The 21,192-nt window shown below is 73.2% G+C and carries 19 protein-coding genes; 7 read left to right on the top strand and 12 right to left on the bottom strand.

Annotated elements, in window-relative coordinates; all coding sequences use genetic code 11:
• Window positions 1–212: 212 nt before the first annotated feature.
• The 6 genes from OG494_RS03730 to OG494_RS03705 form a co-directional block, all read right to left on the bottom strand.
• A complete protein-coding gene (locus OG494_RS03730) occupies window positions 213–800 on the bottom strand; it encodes an SRPBCC family protein (protein WP_328451948.1) in 588 nt (195 codons plus the stop codon).
• Between the two features lie 47 nt (window positions 801–847).
• Complete coding sequence (locus tag OG494_RS03725) at window positions 848–1,447, bottom strand: ABC transporter permease (protein ID WP_328451947.1); 600 nt, start codon at window positions 1,445–1,447, stop codon at window positions 848–850.
• Between the two features lie 31 nt (window positions 1,448–1,478).
• The gene (locus OG494_RS03720; RefSeq protein ID WP_328451945.1) at window positions 1,479–2,099 is read right to left on the bottom strand and encodes a TetR/AcrR family transcriptional regulator; all 621 of its coding nucleotides are present in this window, start codon (window positions 2,097–2,099) and stop codon (window positions 1,479–1,481) included.
• Entirely contained in the window at window positions 2,096–3,148 is a 1,053-nt protein-coding gene (locus OG494_RS03715) for a medium chain dehydrogenase/reductase family protein (RefSeq protein WP_328451943.1), read from the bottom strand. Before OG494_RS03715 ends, OG494_RS03720 begins: the two co-directional genes overlap by 4 nt.
• 171 nt (window positions 3,149–3,319) lie before the next feature.
• Window positions 3,320–4,801, bottom strand: coding sequence for a hypothetical protein (locus tag OG494_RS03710; RefSeq protein ID WP_328451941.1), 1,482 nt, complete (start codon window positions 4,799–4,801; stop codon window positions 3,320–3,322).
• A gap of 15 nt (window positions 4,802–4,816) precedes the next feature.
• Entirely contained in the window at window positions 4,817–6,304 is a 1,488-nt protein-coding gene (locus OG494_RS03705; RefSeq protein ID WP_328451939.1) for a PKD domain-containing protein, read from the bottom strand.
• A 373-nt stretch (window positions 6,305–6,677) separates the two neighbouring features.
• Here OG494_RS03705 and OG494_RS03700 point away from each other — a divergent pair, with 373 nt between their 5' ends.
• Complete coding sequence (locus OG494_RS03700) at window positions 6,678–7,142, top strand: hypothetical protein (RefSeq protein WP_328451938.1); 465 nt, start codon at window positions 6,678–6,680, stop codon at window positions 7,140–7,142.
• A gap of 60 nt (window positions 7,143–7,202) precedes the next feature.
• On the opposite strand, the gene OG494_RS03695 is transcribed toward OG494_RS03700, so the two are convergent.
• Together OG494_RS03695 and OG494_RS03690 are read right to left on the bottom strand one after the other, a co-directional pair.
• Entirely contained in the window at window positions 7,203–8,114 is a 912-nt protein-coding gene (locus OG494_RS03695) for an NADP-dependent oxidoreductase (RefSeq protein WP_328451937.1), read from the bottom strand.
• Window positions 8,115–8,132: 18 nt separating this feature from the next.
• Window positions 8,133–9,644: an MFS transporter gene (locus tag OG494_RS03690; protein ID WP_328451936.1), complete on the bottom strand. Its 1,512-nt coding sequence runs from the start codon at window positions 9,642–9,644 to the stop codon at window positions 8,133–8,135.
• 143 nt (window positions 9,645–9,787) lie between these two features.
• On the opposite strand from OG494_RS03690, the gene OG494_RS03685 reads away from it, so the two are divergent.
• On the top strand, window positions 9,788–10,486 hold the full coding sequence (locus OG494_RS03685) for a TetR/AcrR family transcriptional regulator (RefSeq protein ID WP_328451935.1): 699 nt from the start codon (window positions 9,788–9,790) through the stop codon (window positions 10,484–10,486).
• Between the two features lie 83 nt (window positions 10,487–10,569).
• On the opposite strand, the gene OG494_RS03680 is transcribed toward OG494_RS03685, so the two are convergent.
• Window positions 10,570–11,463 (bottom strand): alpha/beta hydrolase fold domain-containing protein, encoded by an 894-nt coding sequence (locus tag OG494_RS03680; protein WP_328451934.1) that lies wholly within the window; start codon window positions 11,461–11,463, stop codon window positions 10,570–10,572.
• A 202-nt stretch (window positions 11,464–11,665) separates the two neighbouring features.
• A complete protein-coding gene (locus OG494_RS03675; RefSeq protein WP_328451932.1) occupies window positions 11,666–12,232 on the bottom strand; it encodes a TetR family transcriptional regulator in 567 nt (188 codons plus the stop codon).
• A gap of 92 nt (window positions 12,233–12,324) precedes the next feature.
• Here OG494_RS03675 and OG494_RS03670 point away from each other — a divergent pair, with 92 nt between their 5' ends.
• Entirely contained in the window at window positions 12,325–12,978 is a 654-nt protein-coding gene (locus OG494_RS03670) for a HEAT repeat domain-containing protein (RefSeq protein WP_328451930.1), read from the top strand.
• A complete protein-coding gene (locus OG494_RS03665; protein ID WP_328451928.1) occupies window positions 12,972–13,994 on the top strand; it encodes a HEAT repeat domain-containing protein in 1,023 nt (340 codons plus the stop codon). The genes OG494_RS03670 and OG494_RS03665 overlap by 7 nt, the downstream gene beginning before the upstream one ends.
• 11 nt (window positions 13,995–14,005) lie before the next feature.
• On the opposite strand, the gene OG494_RS03660 is transcribed toward OG494_RS03665, so the two are convergent.
• Entirely contained in the window at window positions 14,006–15,538 is a 1,533-nt protein-coding gene (locus tag OG494_RS03660) for a sensor histidine kinase (protein ID WP_328451926.1), read from the bottom strand.
• On the bottom strand, window positions 15,535–16,722 hold the full coding sequence (locus OG494_RS03655) for a PP2C family protein-serine/threonine phosphatase (protein ID WP_328458863.1): 1,188 nt from the start codon (window positions 16,720–16,722) through the stop codon (window positions 15,535–15,537). Before OG494_RS03655 ends, OG494_RS03660 begins: the two co-directional genes overlap by 4 nt.
• A 574-nt stretch (window positions 16,723–17,296) precedes the next feature.
• Between OG494_RS03655 and OG494_RS03650 the strand changes: the two genes are divergently transcribed.
• From OG494_RS03650 to OG494_RS03640, 3 genes are all read left to right on the top strand, one after another.
• On the top strand, window positions 17,297–19,342 hold the full coding sequence (locus tag OG494_RS03650; protein WP_328451924.1) for a cellulose binding domain-containing protein: 2,046 nt from the start codon (window positions 17,297–17,299) through the stop codon (window positions 19,340–19,342).
• A 122-nt stretch (window positions 19,343–19,464) separates the two neighbouring features.
• Window positions 19,465–19,857 carry a hypothetical protein gene (locus OG494_RS03645; RefSeq protein WP_328451922.1) on the top strand — a complete coding sequence of 131 codons (393 nt, stop codon included), beginning with the start codon at window positions 19,465–19,467 and terminating at the stop codon, window positions 19,855–19,857.
• Window positions 19,858–20,004: 147 nt separating this feature from the next.
• Complete coding sequence (locus OG494_RS03640) at window positions 20,005–21,180, top strand: sialidase family protein (protein ID WP_328451920.1); 1,176 nt, start codon at window positions 20,005–20,007, stop codon at window positions 21,178–21,180.
• Window positions 21,181–21,192: the final 12 nt, after the last annotated feature.

Here is a 21,192-nt window from a genome sequence, read left to right as displayed (position 1 = left end):
TTCAAGGGGTGCCCCACGGTAGGCAGGGCGCCCCTCGCCCGATCGATAAGCCTCCGTCGCCCGAAGCGGTCAACGAAGCGACCCTCGGCCACGGTTGCGTCACCGTGGCTACTCGAACGGAGGCCTGGCGGAGGTCAGCCTGATAGTTCTCGGCGTCCATGAGACGGACTCTTGCCCTCGCGCCGCGCAGCTCCAGCAGGCCGTGCCGGTGATCAGCGACAGCCGGGCCGGGTCTCGGCGGTGGCCTTCAGGCGGTTCGCCCAGTCGCCGAGACCCTGGTCGAGGCCGGCTTGGCTGCCCGGGACGTCGGCGTCGACCGGCGGGCCCGCCCAGGATTCCTCCGTGGTGGCGAGGACACCGGCCGGGGTCTGCTCGAACGTCCAGAGGTGCACGCCGGTGATGCCGTTCACCGGGGCGCCCCACGCCGTGCAGCGCAGCGGGGCGATCGACTTGATCGTCGACTCGACGTGCATGTCCTGCGGGGACCAGGTGAAGACCGAACCCGGCCGCAGGGGGCCCGGCGTGACCTTGTGCGCGGGGGTGATTTCCGGGATCCAGCTCGGCCACCGGTCGATGTCCGCGTGCAGGCGCCACACCGTCGCCAGCGGTGCCTTGATGAGCACGCTCACGCTGCTGATCACCGGCGCGGTCCTGTCGACCGTGACACCCCGGCACACCTGGTGGGCTCCGGGATCCGGCTTCGCCTCGGCGGCCGTCGCCGGCGACTGGGCCGCCACCACCATCGCCGCGCCCAGGGCCGCGACGCCGATGCCGTTGAGGAAACTACGTCGTGCGTTCATCGTGGGTCAGTCCTTTTCGATCGGGAGGGCCCTGCAGGCCGGGGTGGTCAGCGGGTGAGACGGCGGTGTTCGAGGACGGTGGCGACCGCGTAACCGCCGCCGCCGGCGACGGCGAGGCCCCAGAACAGGCCGGGGGTCCCGAAGGCGAGCGAGGCGGTGGAGACGAGGGCGAGCCAGGTGCCGAGGCTGTAGTGCAGGACGTTGCGGCGCACGGCGCCTTCGCTGATGTAGAGCAGCCCGACGACGAGCCCGGAACCGGCGGGCCAGAGCACGTCGGCCAGCCCCGGAGAGTCCACTGTGGACGTGAGCCCGGTGATGGCGAGGGAGAGGGCGCCGAACGCGAGGAGCCAGGACAGGCCCAGAAGCCGGCCGCTGAGGACGTCGGCCGGGCCGGCGCCGCGCTGCGCCCGGGCCGCGGTGAGGGTGGCGAACACGGTGCCGACGGCGAGACCGGCGCCGAGCAGGGTCATCGGCAGCCAGCCGGGCAGGTGGACCAGCGGGTCGTCGCCCCGGGACACCGCGGCCGCGCCGTGGCCGAGGACGTAGGCGAGCCCGAAGCTGAGGTAGGTACCGCGGTTGTCGACCCGGCCGGCACGAGCGGAGGTGGTGACGGCGGCGGCCGGAGCGGCGAGGGTGGCAGTGGACATGGCGGTGCTCCTCCGGGAACGAAGTGGGGACTCACACGAGGTGGGACAGGGAAGACGCGACCCGCTCGACGATGTCGCCGGGCCAGGGGAAGGACGTGCTGGCGGCTTGCTGGTGGGCGAGCCCGTGCAGGCCCAGCCACAGCGCGACGGCGTCGGCGGCCGGATCCGTGCTGGTGCAGTGCCCGGCGGCGACGCACTCGGCGAGGCAGCCGGCGAGGATCCGCATCGCGTCCGCGCCGAGGTCCGCCAGCTCGCCCGAGGAGGCGGCCGGGGTCCAGGTGCCGCCGAACATGGCGCGGTAGCGCTCGGGGTGGACGTGACCGAATTCCAGGTAGGTGCGGCAGACCGCGGACAGCCGTCGCCGAGGATCGTGGCCCGCCTCGTCGAGCGCGGCCCGGAGCAGGCCGGCCAGCTCGGCGAAAGCCCGCCGTACGACGTCGAGCAGGAGGGTGGGCCGGTCGAGGAAGTGGGCGTAGATCGAGGGTGCGGCGATCCCGGCCCGGCGGGCGATCGCCCGCAGCGTCAGGGCGTGCGGGTCACCGCCGTCGTCGAGCAGTCCGGTCGCGGCGGCCAGGATCTCGGCGCGGAGCCGGCCGCCTTCGCCGCGCCGGTTTCGCGGGCGGGACCGGGGCGGTTCGGCCGCCGGGCTCACGGCCGGGGGGCGTCCGGCACGATGACGACCTTGCCCGCGACGGTGTGCGACTCGGCCAGCGCCAGCGCCGAGGCGGTGTCGGACAGCGGGAACTCCGCGGCGATCCGCGGGCGGAGGACGCCGTCGGCCACCAGCGCGAGCACCTGCGTCAGGTCCTCGTTCAGCCGGCGCCGGAAGGTGTCCAGACGGCGTTTGCCCGCCCAGAAGTTGTAGAAGTGCGCGCCCTTGCCGTTGGGCAGGAGGTTCCACAACGCCAGCCGCGCGAACAGCTTCAGCACCGGAAGCTGGGAGTTGCCCTCTTCGTCCTTGGTCGACGCCGTGCCGTAGCAGACCAATTTCCCGCCGCGGCGCAGCAGCCGCCAGGACTCCGCCACGCCGGCGCCGCCGACGTGGTCGAACACCGCGTCCACACCCTCCGGCGCGAGCTCGCGGATCTTCCGGTACAGCTGCGGGTCGCGGTAATCGACCGGGGTCACGCCGGCCTCGCGCAGCGCCGCGTGGTGGCGCGGCGACGCCGTCCCGATCACGGTGATCCCGGCGTGGCGGGCCAGCTGCACGAGGATGGAGCCGACGCCGCCGTTGGCGCCCAGCACGACGATCGTCCCGCCCGCGGGCACCGTGGTCCTGCCGTGCAGCATCTGCCAGGCCGTGACGCCGTTGACCGCGACGGTCTCGGCGGCGGCCGCGGAGACGCCGTCCGGCACGGCGACCAGGTCGGCCGCGTCGAGCACCTGGGCGCTGGCCCAGCTGCCGGTCTTGGTGACCGCGGCGAACCGGCGGCCGAGCAGCGCGGGGTCGACGTCCGGGCCGGTCCCGGTGACCGTGCCGGCCACGTCGTAGCCGGGCACGAACGGGAACGCCGGCTGGCCGTAGTACTTCCCGCGCCGCATCTGCTGCTCGGCGAAGGCCACGCCGGTGGCCTCCATGCGCAGGACGACCTGCCCCGCGGCGGGCGCCGGGAGGTCCCGGGTGCGGACCTGCAGGCCGCCCGCCTCGACCTTGCCCGGCAGGACGATCTCGGTGGCGGTGGTGACGGTGGTGGTTCCCACGGCGGGTCCCCTCTCGGCTCTTTGTGCTTACGGTCGTAACCCTACGAGCGTTAGCGTACTGAGCACAAGAGGTAACAGGGATAAGTTTTGCTGTGTTAGCTCAGGCCGCGGCGGACGGGATGCGGCGATCGGCCGGGGTGGGGCGGCGCGCCCCACCCCGGCCGGCGGGCGTCAGCTCGCCCGGGCTCCCGACTGGGCGCGGACCACCGTCGACGCGGTCAGGCGGTTGTCCACCGGGTGGTTGTCACCGTCGTAACGGCCGTCGATGTTCGCCGTCACCTCGAACTCCGCCTGGCCCGCCGCCGCGTCGGCCGCGGTGTAGGTGTAGGCGAACGGGAAGTCGACGCGGCCACCGGCGGGCACGAACTGGGTCAGCGTGCCCACGTCCTGGTAGTAACCGCTCTCCGCCTTCTTCCGCAGCGAGACGACGATCTTCTCGTCGTAGCGGTTGTCCACCACCGACACCTTGACCGGCTTGGTCTGGCCCACCCGCGCCTGGGAGGGCAGGGACAGCCCCGTCAGGGTCACGTCGTGCGTCTCGACGTGCAGCGTCTGGAACCCGGTGCCGGACCGGCCGTCGTCGGTCGTCGCGCTGATCTCCAGGCGGTAGTCGCCGTCGGCGGCGTACCGGTGCGTCACCTGGGTGTTCGAGGTGAGCCGCACCGACGTGCCGTCGCCGAACTTCAGCTCACCGCCGACCAGCGGCCGGCCGAGGTGGTCGCCCGCGTTCGGCGAGAAGGAGACGTCGTCGAACACCGACGGGATGTTCGGCCAGGAGTTCGCGTTCGGCGTCAGCGCCGGCGCGGTCGTCAGGCGGATGTCGTACCAGGAAGCGCCTTCGGCGTCGTCGGCCACCCGGATCCAGTACTGCTGCCCGGCCGTGGCGGTGAACACCGGCCGCTTGTCGCCGCCCCCCGCCGACTTGCAGTCCACTTCGGACAGTGAGTCGCGCGTCGCGCCCCGGTACACGGTCACCGACGGCGACCACCGCGAGCGCGCCTCCACGCTGATCGCCCGGGTGCGGTCCGGCGTGTACCGGTACCAGACGGAGTGGTCCGCGCCGGGATCGCAGCTCGGCGCCGCTTCGCCCGGCTCGGCCGAGGACCGCGTCAGGTCGCCCGAGAACGTCCCGGGCAGCGTGGCCACCGCGGCCGCCGCGAAGTCGTCGTTGGGCTCGCGCGGCACGGTGGCGAGGTCGAGCGTGGCCGGCTGCCCGGCGCCGGCGTACTGCTTGAACAGCATGATGTGGTACGTCTGCCCGGCGGTGACCGGGAACGTCACCGACGGGCCGTTGTTCCACTCCGCGCAGGCGCCGGGAACCTGGGTCAGCGCGCCGCGCTCGCCGGTGTACACGGCGATGAACGGCTGCTGACCGACCCCCGACGGCAGCGCCCGGACGAAGCCGTCGGCGGACGCGGTGTAGTCGTACCAGACGCTCGACGCGATCCAGGAGTAGCACGAGGTCGGGTCGTCGGCGGCCGCCGTGCCCTCCCCGACGTCCTGGGTCGCCTTGAAGGGCAGGGCGGTGACGGTGGTGGCGGTGCCGAAGTCGTCGTTCGACGGCGTGCCGGCGGACGCGGCCGCCGGCGCCACCAACGCGGCCGCGACGGCGAGACCGGCGACGAACAGGCGCCGGAAAGCGGTGTGCTTCATCATTTCCCCCTGAGCTCAGACGGCGACGACGCGCGAGCCGCGCGGCTTCACGGTCGTGGCGATGGCGATCACTTCGTTGTCCGCCTGCCGGGCGTCGGTCACCGGGTAGTCCAGCTTCAGCTCGGCGCGGAAGGCGATCTTGCCCATCGCCGCGTCGTCGGGGCTGAAGGTGTAGGAGAACGGGAACTTCACCGTGCGGGTGGGCCGCGCGGGCACCTCGAGGGTGAGCCGGCCGACCTCCCGCCACCACGTCCCGTCGTACTTGGACAGCACGACGGTCGCCGTTTCGGTGTAGCGCGTGTTGGACACGTCGACCGAGATCGCCTTGCTGTCGCCTTCCCGGGCCGAGGCGGGCACGGAGAACTTGGCGATCCCGACGTCGTGCGTGGTCACCACGACCTCGTCCGTCTTGGTCACCGTCCGGCCGTCCGGGGACGTCGCGTGCAGGGTGGCGGTGTACGTCCCGTCCTTGGCGTAGCGGTGGGAAACGGTCCCGGTGGTGGCCGGGGCCGTGGCGCCGTCCCCGAAGTCCCAGGCGACGGTCATCGGCTTGTCGATGTCGTTCCAGGACTCGGCGGAGAACGAAACGGTGTCGTAGACCGTCGGGTACGACGGCGACTGGTAGACCGACGGGTCCAGCGCCGGCGCGTCGTCGACGGTCAGCGAGACGGGCTCGCGGCCGTCGGCGGGGCCGGTGACGCGGACGTAGTAGGTCGTGCCGGCGGCGGCGCGGAACGCGGTCGGCTGCCCGTAGGAGTTCGACGTGCAGGCGACCTGCTTCAGCTCCGGCAGGCTCGCCCCGGTGTACACCGAGACGGCCGAGCCGCTCCCGGTGGTGCGCGCGGTGACCGACTTCGCGGGCCCGGGATTCGGGTAGGCGTACCAGACCGAGGGGACGAGGTTGCCTTCGTACTGGCAGCTCGACTCGGGCTCGTCGGCTTCGAAGGAGGCGACCGAGAAGTCCGGCCGCGCGGAGAACGGCAGCGCGGGCACGGGTTCCGCGGCGGCGAAGTCGTCGTTGGCCGCGGCCGCGACGGAGTCCAGCGCGAACGACAGCGCGCCGCCCGGGACGTCGTAGCCGGAGACCATGAAGGAGTAGGTCGTGCCTGCGGTCGCCCGGAACGTCGTGGTCGCGGCCGTCCCGGTGGCGCAGGCGATCCCCCTGAGGTCGCCGCGGGCGCCCGAGTGGACCGACAGGATCATCGACGGGTCGCTGTCCTTGGTGGTGGCGCGCAGGTACCCGTCCGCGGTGGCGGTGTAGCGGAACCAGACGCTGCCCCGGACGTCGTAGGACTGGCACCAGGACGGGTCGTCGACCGCCTGGGTGGCCTCGGTGGTGTCCAGCTGTGCGGCGAACGGCAAGGCCGCGACGGCCACCGGCTGGTCGAAGTCGTCGTTGGACGGTGGCGCGGCGTGCGCGACACCCGGTACGAGCAGCGCGAAGGCCGCGGTGAGCGCGGTGGCCAAGGCGATCCTGCCGCGCGATCGCAAAGACAGCAGCACGAGTCATCCCCCCAGATGTGTTCCGTCCCCACGCACACGGTGGGGATCCCCGCCGGGCACATCGACGGCGCTCGCCCGGATGTCACCGATCCGGCCGGAATTACCCCGGATGTCGCAACCGCGCTACGGAGAGTGGGCCGCGGGAGCGGACCACCCGCCTGCCGCGGTCCACTCGGGCCACGGCGGCACCCGTGTCCGGTTCCGGCCAGTGGCCGGAACCGGCGCCCTGCCAAGGAAAACCGCGCCGGGGACCCAGTCCGCACCCTGGCCTGCGAGATGCAGATTTTCGCAAGAAAGCCCGCAACCACCACCCGCCACCATGACGCCGAGGCCGCGCCCGGACCGGGCGTGGCGAGGCAGAGGGAGGTTCCAGGTGAAGATCAGGACACGGATCGCGACCGCGGTCGCGGTCATCGGGGTCGCGGCGGCCACCGTGCTCGGCGGGGCGGTCACCGCGTCGGCCGAGACCCACCCCGAAGACGCACCGCCCGGATACGCGGGGCCGTTCCCGACCTGCAACGGCACCTTCCTCGAGCGGATCACCCTTCCGCAGACCGCGGGTTACGTCGACGTCTGGTACTCGTCCGCGGGCAGCGGCACGTTCTGCGCGAAGACCTTCGACAACCTCCCGGGCCGCCACCACATCGAAGTGGTCCTCCAGCACGCCGGCTGGACGACCCGCTGGTACGACTCCGACGACAACTACGATTCCTACGCGGGCGGTATCTACGTCTCCGACGCGAACACGTTGTGCGCTCAGGTCTACGGGGAGGTCACCGTGAACGCGGTGCCCCACGCCAGCGGGTGGAACACGATCTGCAAACCGCCGACGCCGTGACCGGTGGGGCGCCGGGATCGCAGATCCCGGCGCTTCGCGGCGTCGTCGCCGGTCTGACGGTCAAGCGATCACCAGCACCAGCCGTCCTCGGACGTGGGCGTTTTCGCTGGTGCGGTGGGCTTCGGCGATCTCGGCGAGCGGGAAGGTCCGGTCGACCGGGAGCCAGAACCGGCCGGCCTCGATCAGGGGGGAGATCTCGGCCAGGGCGTGGAAACCGTGGCCGTCGACGAAGCCGTTGCTGAAGTGCACCCCGTGCTTTTCCGCGCCCGCGAATTCGGCCAGCGTCACCACGTTCGGCGCGCCGCCGGCGAGGTCGATCAGCTCGGGCAGGACACCGTTCCCGGCTACGTCCAACGCCCGGTCGACGCCGCCGGGAGCGATCGCGCGAATCCGTTCGACCATGCCTTCGCCGTACGTCACGGGCTCCGCGCCGAGCAAGCGCAGGTAGTTCTGGTTGGCGGCACTCGCGGCGCCGATCACCCGCGCGCCGCGGGCGAGGGCGAGCTGGACAGCGGTGCCGCCGATCCCGCCGGTGGCACCGTTGACGAACAACGTCCGTCCACTCGCGACGGTGAGCTGGTCCAGCGCGCGCGTGGCCGTTTCGAGGGCGATGGGGAGGCCGGCGGCGTCGACGAACCCGAGTGACGGCGGGAGGGGCGCGCGGTGGGTCAGCAGGGCCAGCTCGGCCGCGCCGGCGCCGTCGTCGGAGATGCCGAACACCCGGTCGCCGACGGCCACGTCGGTCACACCCTCGCCGAGCTCGTCGACGACACCCGCGACGTCGCGGCCGGTCGTCTGCGGAAGTCCTGCCCCGAAAGACAGTTCGCCGCTGCGCAGCTTCGTCTCCGTGGCGTTGACGCCGGCCGCGTGGACGACGATCCGGACCTGGCCGGGGCCCGGGTGCGGGTCGGGGAGATCCACGACCTCGAGGACTTCGGGACCGCCGAACTGCTTGAACTGTGCGGCTTTCATGGTGCTTCTCGCTTTCGGTTAGCGGGCGACGACCGGGGTCGCGTCCTGGGTGACCGGCAAGGGACCGCTGCGGAAGAGGAGCGCGGCCACCACGGCGCCCCCGAGGAACAGCGCCGCCGCGATCCAGAACACGAAGTGGTAGCTGGAAAGCGTCGCGTCGACGATCGTCGACGGCTGTGCCGCTGTCGCCGCGTGGTCGTCGAGGTAGCCCGTGATCGCCGTCGCGCTCAGCGAGCTGAACACGGCCAGCCCGATGGACCCGCCGATCTGCTGGGCGATGTTCACCATCGCGGACGCCACCCCGGACTCGTGCGGCCGCACACCGCTGGTCGCGGCGTTCTGTCCCGGGCCGAAGACCAGCCCCAGGCCGAGGCCGATGACGAGCAGGGACGGCAGCACGCCGCCGGCGTAGGTGGACGACGTCCCGATCCCGGTGAGCAGCGCCATGCCGAGCGCGGCGAGCAGGCAGCCCGCCGGCACGAGCGGGCGCGGCCCGGTGCGCGGCAGCAGCACCGCCCCGGAGACGATCGCGCCCACCATCACCAGGCCGACCATGGGCAGGAACGCCAGCCCGGTCCGGAACGGCGTGAACCCCAGCGTTTCCGCGAGGTAGTAGGTGAGGAACAGGAACACCGCGAAGCCGCCGATCCCCGAGATCCCGATCGACAGGTAGGCCGCGCCGCGGTCGCGGTCCAGCAGCACCGGCAGCGGGAGCAGCGGCTGCCGGACGCGGCGCTCGAGCAGCACGAAGACGACGACGAACACGACGCCGGCGAGCACCGGTCCCACGGTCCGGAAGTCGGTCCAGCCCTTCGCCGCGGCGTTGCCGAGGCCGTAGGCGATGCCGACGACGCCGAGGATCGCGGTGATCGTGCCCGAGACGTCGAGCCGGGTGCGTTCGGGCCGCTCGCCGTCGGCGAGGAAGACCAGCGCGCCGGCGAACGCCACCGCGGCGATGATCAGGTTGACGTACAGGCACCACCGCCACGACAGGTCCTGGGTGAGGACGCCGCCCAGCAGCAGTCCCAGCGCGCCGCCGGCGCCCGAGATCGCGCCGAAGACGCCGAAGGCGCGGCCGCGCTCGTTCGCGTCGCCGGCGAAGGTCACCGACACCATCGACAGCGCCGCCGGCGCGAGCATCGCGCCGAACGCGCCCTGCGCGACCCGGGAGATCAGCAGCATCCCGAAGCCGCTCGCGGCCCCGCCGAGCGCCGAGGCGACCGCGAAGCCGGCCAGGCCGATGACGAACAGCCGCTTCCGGCCGAAGAAGTCCGAGAGCCGGCCGCCGAGCAGCAGCAGGCTGCCGAACGCGAGCGCGTACCCGGTGACGACCCACTGCCGGTTGTCGGTGGAGAACCCGAGGTCGTGCTGCGCGGTCGGCAGCGCGATGTTCACGATCGTGGAGTCCAGGACGACCATCAGCTGGGCGAGGCTCAGGACGACGAGCGCGATCCAGCGGTGCGGGACGCGGGCGCCGAGGCCCGCCGCGGGCCGGCCGCGAAGCGTGCCGGGCTCTTCACCAGAGTTCATCTCGACCTTCGATTCGTGAGGGGAGCTGTCGGGCGGACCGTCGGATCCGGCCGTCAACTTATCATCGGTAGATTTAACTTATCAATGGTAAGTTAGGCGACCGACGGTAGAACGGGCTGTCGCGATGCGTAAGGTGGGTGCTCGTGACCAAGGGAGAATCCGCCGCAGCGGACGGCGCCACCAGCGAAGTCCTGTGGCTGCGCGGCGATCGGGAACGTCCGGCACGACGGGCCGCGCCGCTCACCCTGGAGCGGATCGTCACCGAGGCCGTCGCCGAGCTCGACGCCCACGGGGCGGAACGGCTGACGATGCGACGGCTCGCCCAGCGCCTCGACGTGACCTCGACGGCGCTCTACTGGCACGTCTCGACCAAGGAGGACCTGCTCGACCTCGCGGTCGACCACATCCTCGGCGAGGTGCCGCTCCCCGAGCCCGGCCCCGACCCCCGCGCCGCGGTCCGCGCACTGCTGCTCGGCTGGCGCGCCGCGATGCTCGCGCACCCGTGGTCACCCAGCCTGCTGGGACGCCCCCTGCTGGGCCCGAACGTGCTGGCCCGGACCGAGTTCGTCCAGGCGATGCTGACCCGCGCCGGCCTGACCGGCCGCGATCTGGCGTCGGCCACCCACCTGCTGACCGGCTTCGTCATCGGTACCGCGATGACCGACGCCACCTGGCGGCGGCTGGACGATCCCACGGTCGTCGCCCGGGCCCGGGCGCACATCACCGGCCTGAGCGAGCTCTACCCGACGCTCAGCACGTCCGGCTTCGTCGACCAGGAGTGGTCCGACGACGACCTCTTCGGCCACAGCCTCGAACGGATCCTCGACACGCTGACCCCCTGAAGCCGGCGAGCGCCGGTGGATCAGCTCCCGCCTGCGGCCGTCCGAGGTCCGGCCGGTGCCGGTGGTGCTCTGAGGGCCGCGGCTCAGGCCGTCACCGCGCGCTCGACGTGCAGGGCGAGGAACGCGTATACCCGCCGGACGAGTTCGGGTTCCCCGCGCATGAGGTCGTAGCCGTGGTCGACGCCTGCGATGTCGTAGTGCTCCACCAACGCGCCGGCCTCCGCGAGCTTGCCCGCGTAGGCGACGGCCTCGGCGCGCAGCCGGTCGTGCTCGCAGGTGATCACCAGCGCGGGCGCGATGCCCGCCAGGCCGTCACCGTTGCTCCCCCACGCCGGCGACGCCAGCGGGTCCGCGCGGCGGGCGGTGTCGGGGATGTAGGCGGTGTCGAAGACCTCCCCCATCCACGGCCGGATCACCGCGCCCCGCGCCGCCGGTTTGGCCGCGGCCGGGGTCACGAGGTCCAGCGGTGGGTAGTGCAGCACCTGCAACGCGATCGCCGGACCGCCGTCGCGCAGCGCGAGCCGGGACGCCGCGGCCGCGAGCGAACCGCCCGCGCTCTGCCCGCCGACACACAGCCGCGCGCCGGCCCACTCGCGCTCGGGCGCGGCCGCCCACGTCAGCGCGTCGTGCACCTGTTCGCACGGCACCGGAAACCGCCGCGCCGGCGCGAGCGCGTAGTCGAGGTTGACCACGAACACCCCGGCGTGCTCGGCGAGGTACCGGCACAGCGGGTCGTCCCCGATCGGGGCGCCCACCACGAACCCGCCGCCGTGGGCGTTGACGTAGACGCCCCGGGCGTCTCCCGGCGGGCGGTAGAGGGTGGCGGGCATCGGGCCGTGCCGGGTCGGCACCGAGATTTCGCCGGTGCGGCCGGGGATTTCGGGGAACAGCGGACGCGGTGTGATCGCGCGGGCGGCGGCCGCGCCCATCAGGCGGGCCACCCGGTCGGCGACGAACGGCTTCGACAGGATCGACATGGACGACCTCACTTCACGCGGACTTGGCGGAACTCCAGCGAAACCCACTCCCCCGCACCGTGGTCATGAGGGGCACCCTCAGGGACTCCAGGTCCCTGAGGGTGCCCCTCACGACAGTCCGTTCGGCGGGCCCGCCGACCGGGCGGCTCGGCGATCAGCACCGTCGGCTTCGCCACCGAGTCCGGCGTGAGCCCGGGATGGGTCATGCGTCCTCCTCCGGAAGTCCGCCGAGGGTGTGCCGGAGGCGGACGAAGCGGTCGGCGAGGTCTTCGGGATCGAGGGTCTCGTCGTCGCCGAGCAGCCAGGCGTTGATCACCGCGCCGGCGCCGCCGGTGAGGAACACCGCGAGGTCGTCGACCGTCCCGGCCGGCAGCCGCTCGCCGAAGAGCCGCCGGACCGCCTCGCGGTTGACCGGCGCGAGCAGCTCACTCAACGCGGTGGTCAGCGCGAACGCGCACGGCCCCGTGAGCAGCGCCCGGTAGAACGCGCGGTGCGCGGCGAAGTGCCGGGCGGTGGCGAGCACCGCGGCGCGCCCGGACTCCCGGACGGGCAGCAGCTCCCGCCGGGCGAGGTCGAGCGCGGCGGCGACCAGCAGCGCGTCCCGGTCGGCGAAGTGCAGGTAGACGAGCTGCCGGCTGACCCCGGCGGCTTCGGCGAGTTCGGTGACGGGGACGTTCGCGCTGCCGCGCTCGGACACCAGCCGCACGGCCGCCGCGGACAGCGCCGCCCGCGACCGCACGGCGCGCGGGTCACGGCTGTCGATGCTCACCCCGCACTTTATAGACACCTGTCAAAGAACTGGCAAGTGCCTTGACCTTGACACCGTGACAAGGTCTTCACTGGGCGCAGGAGGTGATCACCATGAATTCGACCCCGCTCGGCGCGCTGAGCACCGGAAACTCGTCGATGCGGCTTCAGGCGGCCCTGGCGGCCGGCACGCGTGCCGACCCCGGGTCCGCCGACGCGCTCGTGGCGCGGTCCGCGATCGAGCCGGACTTCTTCGTGCGCGACATGCTCACCTGGGCCTTGACCCGCCTTCCGGCGGAGGTCACCGTGCCCAGGCTGCTCGGGGAGCTCCGCTCCGAGCGCGCTCAGGCCCGGAGCCAGGCGCTGCACACGCTGTCCAAGATCGGCGACGGGACGACGTGGCCCGCGATCACGCCGTCGTTGCTGCGCGACGCCGACGACGAGGTCGCGCGAAGCGCGTGGCGGGCCGCCGTCGTCCTCGTGCCCGGCGCGGAACGGGACGCGCTGGCCGCGGAGCTGGCGGCCCAGCTCGGCCGGGGCGACCGGGCCGTCCGGCTGAGCCTCAGCCGGGCGCTCGTCGCGCTCGGGGACGTGATCGAGCCGGCCCTGCGGACGGGGCTGGCGAGCGCCGATCCGGCGGTGCGGGCGCACGCCCGGGCCACGGAACGGCTGCTGCGCGACCCGGACGCCGCGTTCGACCCGGGCGTCGACGAGGCGAAGCGGATCGTCGCGCTCGGCCCGGAACACTCCGGCGGGACGTCGTGCTGATCGGCGAGGTGGCGCACCGCTCGGGGGTGAGCACCCGGATGCTCCGGCACTACGACTCCCTCGGGCTGGTGCGCCCGACCGGCCGCACGGTCGGCGGTTACCGCGAATACTCCACTCAGGACATCCGCCGGATCTTCCACGTCGAAAGCCTGCGGTCCCTGGGGTTGTCGCTGCGGCAGATCGGGCGCGCGCTGGAGGATCCCGGCTTCGCACCGTCCACTTTGGTCGGCGACCTCATCCGGCAGACCGAAGACCGGCTGAAGCGGGAACAGGAGCTGCTGGACCGGTTGCGCGCGGTCGACGCCTCGGCGCCCGGCGGCTGGCAGGGCGTCCTGCGCATCATCGAGCTCCTGCGCGGGCTCGGCTCGGCCAGTCCCGCGCACCGGCAGCAGGCCGTGCTGGCCCCGGCCGAGGACGTGCCCCTGCCTCTCGACCTGCTGGCCGGGGCGGTGCTCGCCGAGGCCGACCCGAACGTCGCGGGCGCCCTGCGGTGGGCTCTGGCGCGGGCGGGCGGTGACGGCGTGGCGAGCGTGGCGTCCGGCCTGGCGTCGGCGGACGTCGACGTCCGGCGGCGCGCGGTCCTGGCGATCGCCGGGTTCTCCGGCGCCGAGGCGGCCGCGCTGCTCACCGGCGCGCTCGGGGACCCGGACCCGGCGGTGCGCCGGCACGCCGCGCTGGCGTCGGGCAAACGCGGCGAGACCGCGGCCGTGCCGACGCTCGTGCGCATGGTGGTCGAGGGCACGAACGACGTCGAGGCGGCCGAGCTCCTCGGCACGTTGTCCCGGGACGCCGGATGCGCGGAGCGGGTGATGAGCGCGCTGACCGGCGAGCTCGCCGCCCCGGCCGCGGACGCCGCGGTGCGGATCCGCCTGACCCAGGCCCTCGCCGAGATGCCGCCGCCCCTAGCCCGGGACGCCCTGCGGCGGCTGGCCGGGGACGCCGACCGGGACGTCGCCCTCATCGCCGCCGCTCTGGCGGGCATGCTCGAAGAGCGGTCCCACCCGCCGATCCCGTAGGTCCGGTCCGGTCAGGCCGCGGCCTGAGCTTCCTCCGCGGCGCCGGGGAGCGTAAAGCGGAAGCACGTCCCTTCGGTGACTTCGGTGTCCAGCCAGACGCGGCCGCCGTGGTGCTCGACGATCTTGCGGCACATCGCCAGCCCGATCCCGGTGCCCGGGTAGTCGCCGCGGCCGTGCAGCCGCTGGAAGATCACGAAGATCCGCTCGGCGTACTGCGCTTCGATCCCGATCCCGTTGTCCGTCACGGAGAACACCCAGTCCGCGCCGTCCCGTTCGGCGCCGACGGTGATCTCGGGCGCCCGCTCGCCGCGGAACTTGACGGCGTTGCCGATCAGGTTCTGGAACACGGCCGTCAGCAACGACCGCTCACCCAGCACCGGCGGCAGGCCGTCGGCGACGATCACCCGCGCGCCGGCGCCGTCGAGCACGCTCTCCAGGTTCGCCGTGGCGGCGGCCACGAGCGCCGCGGTCTCGACCTCGGCCGGCTCCCCGCCGCGGCGGCCGACGCGGGAGAACGCCAGCAGGTCGTTGATCAGCACCTGCATCCGCTTGGCCCCGTCGACGGCGAACCCGATGTACTGCTCGCCGCGCTCGTCGAGCTTGTCCTGGTAGCGCTTTTCCAGCAGCTGGCAGAAACTCGTCACCTTCCGCAGCGGCTCCTGGAGGTCGTGCGACGCGACGTAGGCGAACTGCTCCAGATCGGAGTTCGACCGCTCCAGGGCGTGCGTCCGCGTCTCCAGCTGCGCGTGGGCCACCTCGAGCCCGGCCACTTCGGCCAGGATGCGCCGGCGCATCGTGTCGACGTCGGCGCCGAGCTGGCGCACTTCCCGCGGCCCGGTCGCCACCACCGGCCGGTGCAGGTCCCGCGCGGCGACGTCGCGCACCGCGGCGGCCAGCTCCCGGATCGGCCCGACCACCGCCCGGCGCAGCCCCGCGAACAGCAGGACGAACGCCGCCGCGATCACCACCGCGATGGCGACGAGGATCCAGGTCAGCAGCTTCGTCGCGGCCGCCAGGTCGGTCCGGGCGGCCACCCGGGCGGCCTCGAGGTGCGCGTCCTGCCCGGTCAGCCGGACGCGCAGCGCGTCGAACAGCTTCTTGACCTGCTCCACCTGCGCCGCCGTCGGCGCCGGGCCACCCGGGGCCGACTGGGCGAGCGCCGCACCACGCCACGTCCCGGCGCCGGCCAAGACGGCGTCGAGGTCGCGGCCCTCCGCGGTGTCCGGAGTCGCGCCCAGCCGGCGCAGCTCCGCCACCGCCCGGTCCTGGTCGGCGAGCCCGGCCCGGTACGGCTCGAGGAACTCCTGCTGCCGGGTCAGCAGGTAACCGCGGATCCCGGTCTCCTGGTCGACCAGCGCGCTCGAGAGGGCCTTGGCCTGCAGCAGCTGCGGCCCCACCTCGTCGAGCAGCCGGGACCGGGCGTCGTCGAGGCGGCTCAGCGCGAGCGCCCCGCCCGCGAGGGCCACGCAGAGCAGGACGGCCTCGACGAACGCCAGCAACCCGGCCCAGCGCCGCAGTGGCCACGCCGGACGCGCGTCCGTCATCGGGCTTCCCCGGCGAGCCGCTGGGTGAGCAGGACCAGCGCGACGTCGTCGTCCAGCGGGCCGTCGTTGAGCCGCTGGACGCGGCCGATCAGGGCGTCCAGGGCCGCGCCGCGGTCACCCGGCCCGGCGAGCAGCTCCTCCGCCAGCGCGGCCATCCGCGTCCGGCCGAGGCGATCGGCCGCGCCGGCCCGGCCTTCGAAGATGCCGTCGGTGTAGAGCAGCAGGGACCAGCCCGGGTCCAGCGCGACCTCCGTCTGCCGCCGCGGCCGCAGCAGCGGGATGCCCAGCGGCGGCCCCAGCGCGTCGGAGGGCAGGAACTCCGCCGGCCCGCCGCCGCGGAACAGCACCGGCGGCGGGTGCCCGGCCAGCACCATCCGCGCGGACGCCCGGTCCGGGGCGACCGTGACCATGCACGCCGTGGCGAACAGCGGCTCGATCCGCTCGTTCACCAGGACCCGGTCGACCGTGGACAGCACCTCGGCGGCCGGCAGCCCGGCGAGCACCAGGGCCCGCCACGCGATCCGCAGCGCCACGCCCAGCGCGGCTTCGTCCGGGCCGTGCCCGCAGACGTCCCCGATGATCACCTCGACGGTGCCGTCGGCCAGCTCGACGGTGTCGTAGAAGTCGCCGCCCAGCAACGCGCCGTCCCGGCCCGGGCGGTAGCGGACCGCCAGGCCCAGGTCCTCGTCGGCGAGCAGCGGGGTGGGCAGCAGACCGCGCTCGAGTCGCGCGTTCTCCCCCGCGAACAGCTGCTGCTCCATGAGCCGCTGTTCGGCGTCCTCGGCCCTTCGCCGTTCCCAGGCGTACCGCATGGCGCGCACCAGCAGCGGCCCGTCGACCTGGTCCTTGCCGAGGTAGTCCTGGGCGCCGGCGGCGACCGCGGCCACGCCGGTAGCCGTGTCGTTCTGCCCGGTCAGGACCACGATCGCGCTGCTCGGGCTGCGCTGGCGCAACGTCTTGAGGGCGGTCAGGCCGGACGCGTCGGGCAGCTGCAGATCGAGCAGCACGCAGTCGACGCTCGCGACGTGCGGCAGCGCGGCCGCCAGCGTCGCCACCCGCAGCAGCGTGATCCGCTCGGCCTCCGCGGGGAGGTCGGCGAGCATCTCCTCGACCAGCAGCGCGTCCCCGTCGTCGTCCTCCACCAGCAGCACCGAAAGCCGGTTGATCGCGGGCGGCGGGGACAGCGGTGGTCCGGCGACGCGGGTGGAGCCGACCGAAGGAGCGGTCACGACATCGAGCCTCTCTCGCATGAGGCCTCACCGAGCCGCCCGCACACAGGCCACCGGATCAGGCGTAACGGCGCCCGCACAGGAAGGGTCACCGGCGGCTGTGTTCTCAACCGCGCGCACTGTATCCCGCGGTGCTCGAGGGAAGCCAGACCGGTGGCGCGCAACGGGATCCGGGTAACGATTCCCTACCGGGACGGGCACACCCGATGCGGTGAACCACCCCCGCCGAGGCTCGTCACGCCGCGGTTCGCGGGGTGTCCGGCCCGACACGAAGCCGTGGCGATGCTGGTCGGAGGACACGGAAGGCCGTCGCGGTCCGCTCCAGGTTCGCCATAAGCGCTCCACAGGTCAGGCACTCGCCGCGGGTCCGCTCGGCGCGCGCCCGGTCCGCGCGCGGCGCGCGGACGAGCGGCGCCGGGCAGCCGCTGAACCGGCGTTGACTTCCGGCACCTCCGGTGGTTTTCTCACTGGGAGCGCTCTCAGCCATCTTGCATTCTGTTCGATCCGGACGAGTGAGGGATGGACCTTCATGACAGCTCGACCACTTCGCCGCGCCCTTCCGGCCGCGGTCGTCCTGCTCGCCGCGGGCCTGGCGGGAGTCACGCAAGCCGCCGCGGCCGAGCCGGACGTCTCCGTCACCGTGAACGCGCGCGCCGGCCTGGCCACCGTGGCGGACACCGCGCTCGGGGCCAACCACGCGGTCTGGGACAGCCAGCTCGGCACCGACGCCGTGGCCGATCTGCTCGGCGGCGCCGGCGTGCGCATGCTGCGCTACCCCGGCGGTTCCTACGGCGACATCTACCACTGGAAGGACAACACCGCGCCCGGCGGTTACGTCGCGCCCGGCACCGACTTCGACACCTTCATGGGCGGCGCGCGGCGCACCGGGGCCCAGCCGATCATCATCGCCAACTACGGGACCGGCACCCCGCAGGAAGCCGCGGACTGGGTCCGCTACGCCAACGTGACGAAGGGCTACGGCGCCCGGTACTGGGAAATCGGCAACGAGCTCTACGGCAACGGCCACTACGGCGCGAACTGGGAAGCCGACGACCACGCCGACAAGAGCCCGGCGGCGTACGCCCACGGCGTCGTCGCCTACGCCGAGGCCATGAAGGCCGTCGACCCGTCGGTCAAGATCGGCGCGGTGCTCACCACTCCGGCGAACTGGCCGGACGGCATCGTCGGTGAGGGCGACACCGCGGACTGGAATCAGACCGTGTTGTCGATCGCGGGTCCGCATGTCGACTTCGTCGTGCTGCACTGGTATCCGGGCGGCGCCACGGCGGCGGAAGCGCTCGCCAAACCCGAGCAGGTGGACGACATGATGTACGTCGTCCGGCGCGAGATCACGCAGTTCGCGGGCGCGGACTCCGCGCGGATCGGCGTCGCGCTCACCGAGACCAACACCCCGGTCGGGATGGACACCCAGCCGGGCGCCCTGTTCGCCGCCGACACGTACAGCGCGATGCTGGAGAACGGCGTGTTCACCGTCGACTGGTGGGACACGCACAACGGCGCGACCCAGGTGTCCACAGTGGAGGGAGAGACCGACTACGGGGACATGGGCCTGCTCTCCAGCGCGACGTGCCTGGGCGACGGCGTCTGCGAGCCGCCGCTGAACACGCCGTTCGCGCCCTACCACGGCCTCGAGATGCTGGGGCTCTTCGCCCGCCCCGGCGATCAGCTGGTGCGCGCCGGGACGAGCGATCCGCTGGTCACCGCCCACGCCGCCCGCCGGCCCGACGGCGACCTTTCGGTGCTGCTGATCAACAAGGACCCCGGGCACGCCCGCACGGTCGCCCTCGACTACGCCGGTTACGCCCCGGCGGCCACGGCGTCGAAGGTGTTCACGTTCACCCACGGCGCGACGTCGATCGCCGAAAGCGCCGGCGGCAGCAGCGCCGGCCGGACGTTGCCGCCGTATTCGCTGACCACCCTGGTCCTGCACCCGGCGACCGCGACGGCCGCCGCCCCGGCCACCCCCGGCCCGGTGGTGGCCGGCCAGGTCACCGACCGGACGGCGACGCTCACCTGGCCCGCCGCCGCGCCCGGCGGCCACCCGGTCGCGAAGTACGAGGTCTACCGGAGCACCGGCACCACCAGCGAAGAGTGGGGCGAGACGCCGGGAACGTCGTTCACCGCCGGAAACCTCGTCCCGGGCAGCCGGTACACGGTCAACGTGCTGGCGCGGGACGCGGCCGGCGCCGTCTCCTGGGCTTCGCCGCCGCTGACGTTCACCACCGGCGCGCCCGCCCGGAGTACGTGCGCGGCCACGATGTCCGACGTCCAGGACTGGTCGAGCGGCTTCGTCGGCGGCGTCCACCTCACCAACACGGGCACGAAGCCGGTACCCAACTGGACGCTGACGTTCACCTGGCCGACCGCGCGGCAGCACCTCGCCGGCGGCTGGAACGGCACCTGGACCCAGAGCGGGACCACCGTGACGGTCACGTCGGCCACGGCGCTGGCCCCGGGTGAGAGCGCGGACCCCGGCTTCACGGCCGACTACGGCGGCCCGAACATCCTGCCGACGGCGTTCACCCTGAACGGAACCCTCTGCAGCGGGTCATGACGACCGCGAGCCCCTAGCACACGCCGGCGTGTCTCCGCTCCGGCAAATGCACGGTGGCCGTCCACGCCGGTTTCCGGCACCGTGGGTGGTTCCGGATCGCTGGAGCCGAGCGGAGGCTCGCCGTGCCTCGTCGTCGTGTGCCCGAACCCGCCACCGGCGGGACAGCCGGGCGGGTGTTCCTGCCCGTGATGCTGGTGCTCTTCGGGCTGGGCACGGCCGTGGTGCTGATCGCCCAGAGCACCGTCCTCGCGGACGAGCTCGGTCACGGTGGCGAGACGTCGCCGTGGCCGGTGCTCGCGCTGCTCGCCTCCGCCGTCCAGCTGGCCGGCGTGCTCGCCGTCGGCTTCCGGCGGCGCTGGGGCGCGAAGGTCTTCGCCGTGGCGTTCCTCGCCGGCGCGCTGCTGGACCTCGGGCACGTGACCGGCGCGAGCGCGCTGCTGATCATCGGGAAGATCGTCGTGGCCGGGCTGCTCGCCGCCGCGATCCTCGTCCGCTGGGACGACCTGGCCGCCTGACCGGCCTCCCCCGCACCCGGACGCGTCCCGCTCCTGCGCGCCACGTGGTCCTTGACGAACCGCGCGCCCGCTCCCTATCTTGTCGGACATAGGACGTCGGACATCCCATGTCCTACCACCCAAACCCTCGGCGAGGAGGCGGAACCGGTGTCATCGAAACGCGGGTTCGGCACGATTCTGCTGGCCGCGGCCCTGCTCGGGCTGCCCGTCGTCCCGGCGGCTTCGGCCGCCTCCGGGTGCACGTCCTCGGTGCCGTTCACCTCCGGTACCGAGGGTTACGACACCTTCCGCATCCCCGCGGTGGTCCGTGCCGTGAACGGGTCCCTGGTGGCGTTCGCCGAAGGCCGGCGCGACTCGGCCGGCGACTCGGGCGCCATCCGGACGGTGTCTCGCTCTTCGCGCGACGGCGGCTGCACGTGGGGCCCGCTCTCCGTGGTGACCACCAACGGCGACGCGACCGCGGGCAACCCCACGCCGGTGCTGGCCCGTACCGGCGACCTGGTGCTCCTGACCGTCCACAACGGACTCGTGTCGGAGAAGCAGATCATGTCCGGTCAGGCGTCCGAGCGGGACACCCGCCGCGTGTTCGTCCAGCGCAGCAACGACAACGGCCGCACCTGGAGCGCCGCGCGCGACATCACCGCGGACACGAAGCCGCCCGGCTGGCGCTGGTACGCCACCGGTCCCGGGCACGCCACGCTGCTGCGGCACGGCCCGCACGCGGGCCGGATCGTCGTGCCCGCCAACCACTCCGGCTCCCCGCCCGCCGGTTCCGCCGACGCCGGCACCGAGGCGAAGTACTACGGCGGCCACGACCTCTACAGCGACGACGACGGCCGCACCTGGCACATCGGCTTCACCGACGACCGCACCGACGGCGTGATCGCCGCGAACGAGACGTCGATGACCGAGCTGCCCGACGGCACGCTCTACTTCTCCGGCCGCAACCAGGGTTCCGCGGCCGAGCACCGCGTCGACGGCTACAGCGTGGACGGCGGGAAGACGCTCGTGCGGCCGTACCGGGTGCAGCCGTCGCTGTCCGGCACGAAGGTCGAGGGCAGTGTGCTGCAGACGACGATCCCGTGGCTGCTGCTGTATTCCGGCCCGTCCGACCCCGCCACGCGCGCGGTGATGCAGCTGCGGCTGAGCACCGACCGCGGGCGCACTTGGACGCCGGGCCGCACGCTGACCGGCGGGCCCGCGGCGTACTCCGACCTCGTGCAGGCCGACCCGCTCACCGCCGGGCTGCTGTACGAGACGGGCACCGCCGGACCGTACGAAAACATCGTGTTCCAGCGGATCCCGCTCGGGCAGGTGCGTTGAGCGGCCACCGTC

The sequence above is a fragment of the Amycolatopsis sp. NBC_00438 genome (genome assembly GCF_036026695.1).
GTDB lineage: Bacteria > Actinomycetota > Actinomycetes > Mycobacteriales > Pseudonocardiaceae > Amycolatopsis.
The sequence above is the reverse complement of the archived record's forward strand: the minus strand, read 5'-3'. Positions and strand labels throughout refer to the sequence as shown.